This is a genomic window from Skermanella aerolata KACC 11604 (assembly GCF_000936425.1).
Classification (GTDB): Bacteria; Pseudomonadota; Alphaproteobacteria; order Azospirillales; family Azospirillaceae; genus Skermanella; species Skermanella aerolata.
In genome coordinates, this window is sequence record NZ_AVFK01000004.1 from 191,781 (window position 1) to 203,609 (window position 11,829).

11 protein-coding genes are annotated in these 11,829 nt (G+C 63.8%); 3 read left to right on the top strand and 8 right to left on the bottom strand.

Going from position 1 to position 11,829, the window contains the following annotated elements; all coding sequences use genetic code 11:
* Positions 1-74 precede the first annotated feature (74 nt).
* Together N826_RS07525 and N826_RS07530 are read left to right on the top strand one after the other, a co-directional pair.
* On the top strand, positions 75-1,775 hold the full coding sequence (locus N826_RS07525) for a sensor domain-containing diguanylate cyclase (protein WP_052830904.1): 1,701 nt from the start codon (positions 75-77) through the stop codon (positions 1,773-1,775).
* A gap of 654 nt (positions 1,776-2,429) precedes the next feature.
* Positions 2,430-2,624: a hypothetical protein gene (locus N826_RS07530; protein WP_044427240.1), complete on the top strand. Its 195-nt coding sequence runs from the start codon at positions 2,430-2,432 to the stop codon at positions 2,622-2,624.
* 749 nt (positions 2,625-3,373) lie between these two features.
* Here N826_RS07530 and N826_RS39750 read toward each other — a convergent pair.
* The 8 genes from N826_RS39750 to N826_RS07570 form a co-directional block, all read right to left on the bottom strand.
* On the bottom strand, positions 3,374-3,820 hold the full coding sequence (locus N826_RS39750; RefSeq protein ID WP_147040232.1) for a hypothetical protein: 447 nt from the start codon (positions 3,818-3,820) through the stop codon (positions 3,374-3,376).
* A gap of 79 nt (positions 3,821-3,899) precedes the next feature.
* The gene (locus N826_RS07540; RefSeq protein ID WP_244619458.1) at positions 3,900-4,232 is read right to left on the bottom strand and encodes a HigA family addiction module antitoxin; all 333 of its coding nucleotides are present in this window, start codon (positions 4,230-4,232) and stop codon (positions 3,900-3,902) included.
* A 315-nt stretch (positions 4,233-4,547) separates the two neighbouring features.
* On the bottom strand, positions 4,548-5,627 hold the full coding sequence (locus N826_RS07545) for a Gfo/Idh/MocA family protein (RefSeq protein WP_044427242.1): 1,080 nt from the start codon (positions 5,625-5,627) through the stop codon (positions 4,548-4,550).
* Complete coding sequence (locus N826_RS07550; RefSeq protein ID WP_052830906.1) at positions 5,624-6,604, bottom strand: ABC transporter permease; 981 nt, start codon at positions 6,602-6,604, stop codon at positions 5,624-5,626. Before N826_RS07550 ends, N826_RS07545 begins: the two co-directional genes overlap by 4 nt.
* Before the next feature lies 1 nt (position 6,605).
* Complete coding sequence (locus N826_RS07555; RefSeq protein WP_044427243.1) at positions 6,606-8,150, bottom strand: sugar ABC transporter ATP-binding protein; 1,545 nt, start codon at positions 8,148-8,150, stop codon at positions 6,606-6,608.
* A gap of 27 nt (positions 8,151-8,177) precedes the next feature.
* The gene (locus N826_RS07560) at positions 8,178-9,206 is read right to left on the bottom strand and encodes an ABC transporter permease (protein ID WP_052830907.1); all 1,029 of its coding nucleotides are present in this window, start codon (positions 9,204-9,206) and stop codon (positions 8,178-8,180) included.
* Positions 9,207-9,214: 8 nt separating this feature from the next.
* Entirely contained in the window at positions 9,215-10,216 is a 1,002-nt protein-coding gene (locus N826_RS07565) for a sugar ABC transporter substrate-binding protein (protein ID WP_052830908.1), read from the bottom strand.
* Positions 10,217-10,347: 131 nt separating this feature from the next.
* Positions 10,348-11,058, bottom strand: a complete 711-nt coding sequence (locus N826_RS07570) for a transcriptional regulator NanR (RefSeq protein ID WP_044427244.1) — start codon at positions 11,056-11,058, stop codon at positions 10,348-10,350.
* A gap of 214 nt (positions 11,059-11,272) precedes the next feature.
* Here N826_RS07570 and N826_RS07575 point away from each other — a divergent pair, with 214 nt between their 5' ends.
* A complete protein-coding gene (locus N826_RS07575; protein WP_044427246.1) occupies positions 11,273-11,809 on the top strand; it encodes a heme NO-binding domain-containing protein in 537 nt (178 codons plus the stop codon).
* Positions 11,810-11,829: the final 20 nt, after the last annotated feature.

The following is an 11,829-nucleotide window of genomic DNA, read 5'->3' on the forward strand; positions in this document are numbered from 1 at the left end:
TTGCTTGACTATCAAATCCTAAAGTAGTAACCCGGTTTAGCAAGCCGATGGTTCTTGGATTGGATAGCTGGTCTATGGTGTGGAAGCGGAAGGGGTTTCGCGGTCTGGTCGCTTTCGTCAGCGCCGCCTTGGTCGTCGGCATGGCCGGGCTGATGGCACAGGCGACCAGCGAACGGTCGCGCCGGCAGATCGAGCAGGAGATCGGCCGCTCGCTGTCCGAAGTCGCTCACCAGATGGTGGATAAGCTCGATACCGACATGTGGGCCAGAGCCAATCAGGTCAGCGTCCTGTCCAAGATCCCCGCCGTGCGCGATCCGGCGGTCGCGCAGAAGGTGGTGGACGAGCTCAAGGCCAGGGACCCGACGGTGGCCTGGGTCGGGGTCATGGATTTCGCGGGCAGGATCGTCGCCGCCAGCGACGGCATCCTGATCGGTGTCGATGCCTCTGCGCGTCCGGTCTATGTCGAGGGACTGAAGGGCCTGTTCATCGGCGATGTCCATGACGCCGTGCTGCTCGCCAAGATGCTGCCCAATCCCTCCGGTGAGCCGATGAAGTTCGTCGATGTCTCGGCGCCGCTCAAGGACGAGCAGGGCACCGTCGTCGGCACCCTCGCCTCCCATTTTTCATGGGAATGGGCAAGGGCGATCCAGCGCTCGCTGCTCGAATCGATGAAGGGGCGTCCCGGTCTGGAGGCGTTGATCGTCGGAGCGAACGGCACGGTGCTTCTGGGACCCGAAGGGAGCTTCGGCGGCAAGCTCGACCTGGAGAGCATCCGCTTGGCCCGGGGTAGGCATCGCGGCTGGGGTGTGGAGGAATGGCCTGACGGCAAGTCCTACCTGACCGGAGTGGCGTTCGGCTCCGGTCATGGCGACTATCAGGGGCTGGGCTGGACGGTTCTGGCCCGGCAGCCGGTCGACGTCGCCTTCGCGCCGGCCGAGTTGCTGCGCGAGGACATCCTGATCTACGGCGGCATCTTCGCCGTGGTCTTCAGCATCCTGGCCTGGATCGCCGCCGGTTGGATAACCCGCCCCCTCAGCGCCATCGCCAGCGCCGCCAAGCGCCTGCGCGACGGCGAACCCGGCGTCGAGATCCCGGCACTCGGCGGCGTCGCCGAGGTCGAGGACCTGTCCCAGTCGCTCCGCGCGCTGATCGGGGCGCTGACCAGTTCCAAGGCCGCCCTGGCGCGGATGGAGGACGCGGCCTATCAGGACCGGCTGACCGCCCTGCCGAACCGTCGATTCCTGGAGCAATACGCCGAGTCCCTGTCGAACCGGCCGGGCCGGGGGATCTTCACCGTCCTGTACATGGATTTGGACGGCTTCAAGTCGGTCAACGACACACTGGGTCATCAGGCCGGCGACATCGTGCTGCGGCAGGTCGCCGTGCGCTTGGCTTCCTGCCTGCGCGGCGAAGACCTGGTGGCGCGGCTGGGCGGCGACGAATTCGCCGCGATCATCGTTCCGGCGGCCAGCGGCATGCCGGCGCGGATGGACGAAATCACCCAGCGCCTGATCGCGGCGGTCGGCGAACCGATAGTCATTGCCGGCCGGGCTGTCCGGGTCGGATGCAGCATCGGCTTCGCCGAGTGGCCCAACCACGGCGCCACCCTGCCTGACGTGCTGGAGCGCGCCGACCGGGCGCTCTACGCCGCCAAGCGCTTGGGCAAGAACCGCGCGGTCGCCTTTGCGGACCTGGAAGCGGGATTGCTCGACGCCGGGGCGCAGGTGGCAACGGGGTGCAGCGGGAGGACGCTTGGGCTTGCGGCTTTCCCGTAAGCGGCCTCCAATTAATTCCAGGAGCCGAAGAGTTTGACTGGCACCTCGGGAGTGTTGGGCCATGGCCCAACAAACACTGTCCTCACAGGTCAGCACCGCTGTCCGGAATGGCACGCTGCACAGAGCAGCGACATTCCGCCCCACGCGTCCGTAATCAGGCACTTCACAAACCCAGCGAGTTTGAATAAACTGGAAGGAGTTGGGAGGGGTGCGTCAACACCCCTCCCGATAGCTCCGTTAGAGGTTCAGGCCGATCTCGATTTCAATCTCGATCGTCTGTCCCTTCCAGCGGAAGCGGATGGTCCACTTGAACAATGGACACTCCCTCCTCTTGTGTGTCGCGGTGGAGTAGCCTGTCTGCTCCACCCGACGGAGGGGAGAATAGGGGGAACCCCCTCAACTAAACACGGGAACTTGCATGCTGCGGCATGCTGTCCCGGTGGCAGAAGCGCTTCATGCCGCGTTCAGCGATACCTGACCGATCGGTGTTGCCGCTTCTGCTTCTCGTAGATCGGCGTAGAGCGAAGCGGCACCTGACAAGCTGGCGCGTTGATGCCGACTGCCGATTGGCCCTGTTCGCAAGACTGATTTCATAGGTTCCGAACAGCCAATCGCGTGGTGGACGTGTTAAAGTCATGGTGAGGAGCACACGACATGAGCCGCGAGAACAGCAAGTCAGAACTGGCCAACGAAATCCGCTTGGGGCGTAGCGCTCGCAGGGGCGGCGTCGAAATCGTGCATATCTCCCGTGGGAAATCCTACGTTCGCGTGGACAAGAACGAAGCTCGGCATGCCTTGCGCTCAGCCGGCAAGCGCGTGCTTTCCAACAGTCAGACTGCCAAGAAGTAACTTCCCTTGCATTAAAACGTTCACGAAGTCTACCGCCGCCTCATTAAGGTAAGCGACGACGGCACGACACGCGATGTGCCCGGAATCATCGCGTATGGACTGTTCTGGGCCGAACTGGAAGACTGGATCGCCAAGCAGGTCGCTGATGGCGACCGGCATCCGGCATAGGATGAGATCGACGCTCACATCCGGAAGAACCTGACGGAGAGATATTTCCAAGGGCTGGAGGACAAGGCGCTTCAGCTATTCGGGGAAGCGGCCCTCGACTTGCTGGAGGGCCGCATCGAAGCCGAGCGGCAGGACGCGGTTCAGCAATCCACCCTTGGAGCGATCGAGGCGCATAACAAAGCCACGCTCGCCGAAGTTTCCAAAGGAAGCAACATCTGGCGAAGGTCTGCTGGCTCTCGGCACGGCCCTGCTCGCTCCCATATTCCTGGGGTTGCTGATCGTCGCATATCGGGCCTATAGCAGTTATGCCACTCCGACGGACGTGCAGAATGCCATCGAAGGGCCAGCGACATCCGGAAAGCCACAGCCGTAGCAGCGGTAGGTCGGTGTAGAACGAAGCAGCAAGCGAGAAGCCGGTGCGTCGATGTCGGCCGACACTTCATCTGGATAAAGGTGGTCTGACCACGTTTCTTGCAACTACGTTGTTGATGAATGACTCTGAGTTTTCTCGCCCATATGGTTCGTGAGGGGTCACTGCCTTCGTAATGATGCCGTTCGTCCAAAAGTGATGACAGGTGGACCTATGTTGATGAGCTGGCCAGAGACTCATTTGCTGTGGGTAGTTCGGGAATCGGCAGGTTGGAACCCCGGCTCAGAAACAATGCGATATCGTCTTCCGTGTATCCAAGCAGGCGCTCCAGCGCTCGCTCCTGGTCGTCCGTAGGAGCGGTCAGTTCTTCGAAAACGGTCCGTAGGATTTCGGCGGCTTCAGGTACACGTGCCGTCTCGCTTGGCAGGGCGTAGAGCACACACTTCACCGCCGGCGCCGCCGGGCTGGTCGGCTTGAACAGGAAATCAGCTTTGACGATTTTCCCCAACGCGACGTGACAGTCGAACTCTTCCTCTGGCAAGATCCACGTTTCGCTCTCTATAGCGTAGAACAATGCCAACGGCTTTTTCTCCGTTAGCATGAGGTCAAGTTCCCTTCCCTCATGTGGTCCGATTGATGGTTGAGCTTGCTCATTCATCGTACAGAGTTCTCCAGTCTTGCATTATCCCTCCGGCATTGATCAGTTTTCGTCCAATCGGCGGTTTGCGATTAGCCGATTAAGCAGCTACGCCATGATACGGTAGCGGGGTGATTGCCGAGAGCGCGTCGCCAACTTCAGCTTGAGCCTTCTTGATCTCATAAAGGCTCTGAAGATCGGTCCAGTACCGTGGATCGGTGCCGAAAGCCTTACCGAACCGAAGCGTCATGGGAGCGGTCACGCGGCGCTCTCCCCTCAGGATTTCGGTCACAGCGTCCAGCGGCACACCGATATGTGCGGCAAACTGACCAGCACTCAGATCCAGGGCTTCCAAGTCGTCACCTAGGATCTCGCCGGGATGGATCGGTGGAAGACCGTCGTCCGCCGGAAAAGGCATCTTCAACTCCCGCATCCACTGCCGCGCCTGCCTGCACGGCAGCAGACGTCAGGTAGCACACGCCGGCAGAACGCGTCCATGCGACGCCGCAACGCTCCACGGGGCAACTCCCGAGCGGATCAGCCGCGACGCCGCCAACGCCACACCTACAAGGAATATAGTCTTTCTGTAATCAGCATTTTAGGATATACTCAGCCCCATCAAGCCCGACAGCTCCGTCTCCGCCACCGACCATGAAGCTCCCCCATGCCCGTCCCGCCGCGCAACCGAACCGTGTCCGTGATGACATCTGCGTACATTCACATACGGGTAGGGGATGTCAACATCGCCTCAGCCGAACACCTCAGCCTGTCCCCGCTCCGCCGACCGGTACGCCCCGAAGGTCAGTTCCAGCGTCGCCAAGTTATCCGCCCCCGACGTATCCGGCTCGCGGCCCTCCCGCAGGCAATCGACCCAGTGGCGCTGGATCGCCAGCACGCTGTCCTGCACCACATGCCAGGGCAGGCTCGCCCACGGCAGCAGTTCGGCATCGACCGGCCGGACCTCCCGGTGGCCCGGACGGCTCAGCACAAGGCGGTAGCCCTGCTCAAGCTCCACCGTTCCGTCCGTGCCCTCGATCCGCACCAGACACTCGGGGAAGGGCTCCGGTTCCGTCCGGGTCGCGGTGGAAAGCTCCACGACGCAGGTAACGCCGCTGTGGAAGTCCACCAGCATGGTCGCGGTATCCTCGCCGCGCACCCTGGGGTCGATCCGCGCCGTCCGGCAGTAAAGCCGCCCCGCCTCGCCGAACAGGAAGCGCGCCACATCCAGCAGGTGCAGGCCGACATCCATGATGATGTAGCGCTCGTCCTCCGCCAGATAGGGCTGGTTGGTGATGATGTCGAAGCCGTGGCGGAACTGGACGCGGCCATAGAAGGGCTTCCCGGCCCAGCCCTCGTCCAGCACCTGTTTCACCGCCAGCAGCGGGTGCTGCCAGCGGAAGTTTTCGTGGACCATAAGCTGCACGCCGGCGTCGGCGCAGGCCCGCACCATGGCCTGCGCGTCCTCCAGGCTCTCAGCGAACGGCTTCTGGCAGATCGCGGGCACGCCATGCCGCGCCGCCAGTTCCACCAGGGGCCGGTGCGATGGCAGCGTCGTCGCGATGTCCACGAAGTCGGGTTTCTGCTCCGCCAGCATGGTCTCGGCATCGGCGTAAGCGCGCGGGATGCCGAAGCGCCGGGCGGCGGCCTCCGCCTTGGCAAGGTCGCGGTCGCACACCGCCACCAGCTCGACGCCCTCCAGCGGCGTGTCGCGCATGCTGGTCCAGGCGTTCAGGTGGTTCTCGGCGAAGAAGCCGCAGCCGATCAGCGTGCCGCGCAGTTTGCCGGTCTTCCGCGCATAGCGGGGCGTATCGGATGAAGTCGTCGTCATACGGGTCTCTCCTCGATGCGGATGCGGCGGCGGCCCAGTCGCTCCAGGATGCGGGAGCGCTGGCTGTCCACGAAGACCGCCACGAAAATGATCGAGCTGGTGACCAGCGGGTAGATGTACGGATCGGCGTTGACGATCACCAAGCCGTTCTGCACCGTCTGGATCAGCACGGCGCCGAACACGGTCCCGGCCACTCCCCCGCGCCCGCCGAACAGGCTGACGCCTCCCAGCACCGATGCCGCGACGGCGGCAAACTCCTTCTCCATCGCGAAGGAGGACGCGGCGGCGCCTACCTGGGTGATCGACACGAAGCCCGCGATTCCGGCGCAGGCTCCCGACACGGCGTAGACGGTGGTCAGCACCAGCGGCACGTTGATCCCGGCCTTGGCCGCCGCATCGGGGTTCTCGCCCACCGCATAGACCTGCCGGCCGAACGGGGTGTGGTTCAGGACGATCCAGGCCACCGCGAAGACGATCGCGAAGACCCAGATCGCCCAAGGCACGCCCAGGAATTCGGCCCTCGCCAGCGACAGGATCTGGTCCTTGTAGAAGACCATGCGGGTTTCGGTCACCCACAGCGCCAGCCCGCGCCCGATGAACAAGGTCGCCAGCGTCACGATGAAGGCCGCCACCCGCAGCCGGACCACGAAGAAGGCATTGACCAGCCCGAACAGCGCCCCCACCGCCATCATGGCGGGCACGGCCAGGATCGGCGAGGCATCGGCAAGGTAGATGCCGAGCAGCGCCACCGACAAATACATGACGGCGCCGACCGACAGATCGATCCCGGCGGTCAACAGGACGAAGGTCATGCCGATACCGAGGATCGCGATATGCGACGCCTGGATCAGGATGTTGGTGAAGTTCTGCACGTCCAGAAACCGGTCCGACAGCGACCCGAACACCGCCAGAACGACGACGAACAGGGCGACCGGCGCATTCCGCAGCAGGGCCAGACGAAGACGGACGGTATTCATGTCACGCCACCTTTTCCGCGATAGCGCCAGGAGCAGCGGCGGAAGTTTTTCGTTTCATCGCGGCCTCCAGGATGCGCCCGCTGTCGAACTCCCCGCGCGAATACTCCGCCTGGATCTCGCCGTGGTTCATCACAAGGATGCGGTCGCACAGCCCCATCAGCTCCTCCATCTCGGAGGAGATCATCAGCACCCCGGCGCCGCCCGCCACCAGCGTATCGATGATCTTGTAGATCTCGAACTTGGCGCCGACATCGATCCCGCGCGTCGGTTCGTCCAGGATGAAGACCTTGGGGTTGCGCAGCAGCCATTTCGCCAACACCACCTTCTGCTGGTTGCCGCCGCTCAGGCTGCGCGCCAGGGCCGCAACCGGGTCCGCCGCCCGCAGCCTGACCTTCTGACCGATCCGCCCAACCTCGTCGCCCAGCCGCGTCCGCTCGATGAACCTCGCCCAGGGGGAGGCGTATTCGTCCAGCGAGGCCAGCGCTATGTTGTCGGTGATGGTCGCATGCATCATCAGCCCTTCGCCGCGCCGGTCCTCCGTCAGGAAGGCCATGCCGTGCTCCATGCAGGTGCGCGGGCTCGGTTTCTCGATGACGGTGCCGTCCACCGCGATGGTCCCGCCGTGGAAGCTGTCCAGGCCGAACAGGATGCGGGCAAGCTCGCTCCGCCCCGCTCCCATCAGGCCGGCGATGCCCAGCACCTCGCCGGCATGCAGCGTCAGGTCGATCTCGTGGACGACGCCGGGCTGGCTGACGCCCCGCACCTCCAGCACCGGCGTTGCGGTCGGGGTGCAGGTCCGTTCCGGGAAAAGCTGGTCCAGCGTCCGCCCGACCATCAGCGATATCATGCGCTCCGTCGGCATCTGGGCGGCGGGACCGCCGCCGACCACCGCACCGTCCCGCAGCACGGTGATGTCGTCGCAGATCCGGGTGACGTCGGCCAGCACGTGGCTGATATAGATCATCGCGATGCCGCGCCGGCGCAGACGCTCGATGATGCCGAACAGCCGGTCGGCCTCCCGCCGCGTCAGGGATGTCGTCGGCTCGTCGAAGATGATCACCTTGGCATCGACGCTCAGCGCCTTGGCGATCTCGACAAGCTGCCGCTCGCCCTGGCTGAGACTGCCGACCGGCGTGCCGGGCGGGTGGCGGATATCGACCTGTTCCAGCAACTCCCGCGCCCGGCGGCGCATCCGTCCGCGGTTGATAAAGGGCAGGGCGCCGCCCAGCCGGGGAAAGCCCGTGATGAACAGGTTTTCCTCGATCGACAGGTTCTCAAACAGGTTCAGTTCCTGGTGGATGAACGCGATGCCGCCGGCCAGCGCGTCCTTGGGGCCGCGCGGATCGAACTCCGCCCCCTCAAGCCGGATGCGCCCGCCGTCGCGCGGCAGCACGCCTCCCAGTATGTTCATGGTGGTCGATTTGCCGGAGCCGTTCTCCCCCACCAGCCCCAGCACCCGGCCACGGTCGAGCGAGAACGAGACGCCGTGCAGGACCTCGACGCCGAAGAAGCTTTTGCGAAGGTTCTCGCATTCGAGCAGGGCCATGGATCGGGCCTCCTCTATAGGGATGTACTAAATCCTGGCGGCGAAGCGGGTGCGGACGGCGTCGATCACGGCGGCCAGAAGGATCACCGCGCCCTTGATCGCAAAGACCGAGAACAGCGACAGCCCCAGCATCTTCAGGCTGGTGTCGATCAGCACCAGGAACAGCACGCCGAACACCGTCCACACCACCTTGCCCTTGCCGCCGAACAGGCTGGTGCCGCCGATCACCACGGCGCCGATGATGTCCAGCAGGATCGTCTGCCCCAGGATCGGCGTGCCGGTCTGGAGCCTCCCGGTATAGAGGATCGACGCCACGGCGGCGCAGGCTCCGGAGATCAGGAACGCCGCCGCGATCACCTTGCGTACCGGGACGCCGGAAACGGCCGCCGCGCGCCGGTTCTGCCCGCAGGCATAAAGCCGGCGGCCCAGCACCGTCCGAGCCAGCACGATATGGGCCAGAATTCCTACCGCCAGCACGACCCAGAGGGAGTTGGGAACGCCCCCGATATTGCCCTGTCCCAGCACGACGAAGCCGTGCGGCAGGTTGGCGATGCTGCTGGTCGTGGTGTGGAACGTCGTGAACCAGATAGCGGCGCCGGAGAAGAACATCATCGTCGTCAGCGTGACGATGAACGGCGGCATGCCCAGCCGGGTGATGCAGAAGCCGTTGAACGCTCCGATCGCCAGCCCGACCGTCACCATGGCAAGCATCGCGGCGGGGACCGCCAGCGGCGACCCCGCCAGATAGCCGCCGTCCCCCGTCATGACGCTGGCCCCGACCACGCTCGCCATCGCGATGATCGAGGTCACCGACAGGTCAATGCCGGCGACGATCAGCACGAAGGTCTGGCCGATCGCGACCACCAGCAAGGGCAGCATGTCCGACAGGATGTTCCGCAGCACCTCGACCGAGGCCATTTGCGGCACGAACGGCAGCACCGCCAGGAAGTAGAGGACGCTGAGCCACAGGACCAGATATTCGGAGAACAGGACGCGGCGCACGAAGCGCCGCATCCCCGAAGACCGGGCCTCGGTTTCCAGGCTGGTAGCCGTCATGGCCGGATTCAGCCGTTCTTCTGCTTGTAGATCGAATAGCCCCACATGCGGTCGCGCGCCTGCTCCAGATTGGCCTGATGGATCGCGAAGCCGGGGTCCAGCAGCACCCGCTCGACCGTCTTGCCCTCCTGCAAGTCCACGATGGCGTTGACCGCCAGTTCGGCTTCCTTGAACAGGTCCTGCACGCCGTCGGCATCCAGGTACTTGTCCTTCAGCAGCTCATAGGCCATCGCGTCGCCGTCGAAGCCGCCGAAGATGATATGGTCTTTATGTCCTATCGGTTGGAACTTGTTCCTGGTCTTGAGAACCTGTACGATCTGCGGGAACAGGAAGTCGGATGACGTGAAGAGGAAGTTGATGTCGGGGTTCGCCTGGAAAGCGTTGGTCAGCCCGGCGAAGGCCACGTCGGCGTTCCACTCCGTCGGGATGCGGGCGACGACGTCGATGATGTCCTTGTTCTTGTCGACCACGTCGAAGAAGCCGTCGCGCCGGCCGATCGCGTTGGGGTCGCCCAGATTGCCGATCAGAATAGCGGCCTTGTACTTGCCGCCCTTCTCCTTGGCGACCTTGACCATGTGCTCGACGGTGGCATTCGTGATGCTGCGGTTGTCGGCGACCACCGCGACGGAAAACGCGTCGGTCTTGGCGGGCGGGCGGTTGAAGTGAACCATCGGCACGCGGGCGTCATTGGCCGCCTTGATCGCCGGAATGACCGCGTTGCTGTCGGTCTGGACGATGATGATGCCGTCGACCTTCCGCGCCAGCATGGCCCGGACCTGCTCGAACTGGCGGTTGTCGTCCTTGTCGGAGATCGCCTGGACCATCTCGTAGCCGCGCTTGGTCAGGTCCTGCTTGATGACGTCGAGGCCTGCTACCCAGAACGGGGAGTAGAGACCGTCGAACAGCACGGCGATGGTCTTCTTGCCCTGCGCCTTGACGTAGACCGGCAAGCCGGCCGTGCCGGCCGCCATCAGGGTAGCCAGCGTGAACTGCCGCCTCGTGAGCTTCATGATGATGTTTCCTCCCTGCCCGCGGCTTGTGCCGCTTGGTTTGCTTATACACTCATCATACCAGTTGGGGCGGACCCGACAACGGCAAAATGGAGGGTAGGGAAGGGGACCGCCGGCCTACCGGCGTCCCGTTATTTCTCGAACTGCCGGTACAGGCTGCTTGCCCGTTTCAGGTGGTCGGACATGGCGGCGGCCGCTTCCTCGGTGTCGCGCTTGGCGATGCCGTTGAAGATCCGTTCGTGCTCGTCGATCGTGATCTGCTCGGCCCCCGGCGCCCGCAGCAGGCTGACATGGTAGACCGCCAGCCAGTCGAACATCGCCTGCGCCACGGCGGCGTAGATCGGGTTGCCGGAAATCGCTGCGATCTCGCGGTGGAACGCCATGTCGCGGGCGAGGAAGCCGGACAGGTCGGTCAGGGCGTCGCGGTGTTCCTGAAGCCGCCGCTCCAGCCGCGCGATATCGGCATCGCTCGCCCGCTCGGTGGCAAGCCGGACCATGCCGACCTCGAAGAAGACGCGGGCTTCCTTCAGGTGCTCCAGGTTCTCCGGGGCGGTGGCGAGGAAGTGCTTGGCGCTCTCTCCGACTTGGCCCATCACCTTGGCGGCGGTGATCGGCGTGACCCGTGCCCGCTCGCCATGGGTGATGGAGACCAGACCCATATGGGAAAGCGTCTGCATCGCCTCGCGGATCGCGGGACGGCCGACTTGGAACATCTCCATGAGCTGCCGTTCCGACGGAAGCTGGTCGCCGGCGGCGTATTCTCCGCTGGTGATGCGGGACAGCAGGCGATCCAGCACTTCCTGAGACAGCTTGCGGCGCGGGATCGGATCGGTAACGGTCATATCAGGCTCTGATCGGCTTCTTCATGGGAACTGGCATAATGATCGCTCCAGTGCTCCCAAAGCTCAAGGCGGAATCCTATATCCGCTTTTCCAGGGTTATCCCTTCGTGACTATACTATTAGCCATAGTATAGTTTTTAATGTTTATTTACTGTTCTCACCTCGAATGGCTGAAACGATGTGATCTTCGTTTTACGTCTAATTTCGGGGAAGAAATGAAGGGCATTGTATTCAATCTGCTTGAGGAGGTGGTTGGCAGACACTACGGCGACAGCGTCTGGGACGATCTGCTCGACGCCGCTGAACTTTCCGGCGCCTATACTTCTCTCGGCAGCTACCCCGATTCTGACATGTCGAAGCTGGTCGGAGCGGCCTCATCGGCCCTCTCACTGCCGCCCGCCGACGTGCTGCGCTGGTTCGGCCGTCAGGCGATGCCCCTGCTGGCTGAGCGCTATTCCGCCTTCTTCGCCCCGCATACCTCGACGCGGTCGTTCCTGACCAGCCTCAACAGCATCATCCATCCGGAAGTCCACAAGCTCTACGCCGGCGCCCATTGCCCGCACTTCCATTTCGACGACGCGCCCGACGGCGCCCTGCTGATCGGCTACAACTCCCCCCGCCGGTTGTGCGACCTCGCACACGGCTTCATCGAGGGCGCCGCCGACCACTACCGGGAAAACATCCGCCTCGACCATCCGCACTGCATGGCTCACGGCGACCGCCACTGCGTCATCCGCATGACCGCCGCGTGATGGAGTACAGCTTCAAGTGG

Bases quoted from the DNA above. Each gene is read 5' to 3' on its own strand.
- N826_RS07555 (WP_044427243.1), bottom strand. From the start codon at position 8,150: ATGGCCCTGCTCGAATGCGAGAACCTTCGCAAAAGCTTCTTCGGCGTC.
- N826_RS39750 (WP_147040232.1), bottom strand. From the start codon at position 3,820: ATGAATGAGCAAGCTCAACCATCAATCGGACCACATGAGGGAAGGGAA.
- N826_RS07540 (WP_244619458.1), bottom strand. From the start codon at position 4,232: ATGCGGGAGTTGAAGATGCCTTTTCCGGCGGACGACGGTCTTCCACCG.
- N826_RS07525 (WP_052830904.1), top strand. From the start codon at position 75: ATGGTGTGGAAGCGGAAGGGGTTTCGCGGTCTGGTCGCTTTCGTCAGC.
- N826_RS07550 (WP_052830906.1), bottom strand. From the start codon at position 6,604: ATGAATACCGTCCGTCTTCGTCTGGCCCTGCTGCGGAATGCGCCGGTC.
- N826_RS07530 (WP_044427240.1), top strand. From the start codon at position 2,430: ATGAGCCGCGAGAACAGCAAGTCAGAACTGGCCAACGAAATCCGCTTG.
- N826_RS07565 (WP_052830908.1), bottom strand. From the start codon at position 10,216: ATGAAGCTCACGAGGCGGCAGTTCACGCTGGCTACCCTGATGGCGGCC.
- N826_RS07570 (WP_044427244.1), bottom strand. From the start codon at position 11,058: ATGACCGTTACCGATCCGATCCCGCGCCGCAAGCTGTCTCAGGAAGTG.
- N826_RS07575 (WP_044427246.1), top strand. From the start codon at position 11,273: ATGAAGGGCATTGTATTCAATCTGCTTGAGGAGGTGGTTGGCAGACAC.
- N826_RS07545 (WP_044427242.1), bottom strand. From the start codon at position 5,627: ATGACGACGACTTCATCCGATACGCCCCGCTATGCGCGGAAGACCGGC.
- N826_RS07560 (WP_052830907.1), bottom strand. From the start codon at position 9,206: ATGACGGCTACCAGCCTGGAAACCGAGGCCCGGTCTTCGGGGATGCGG.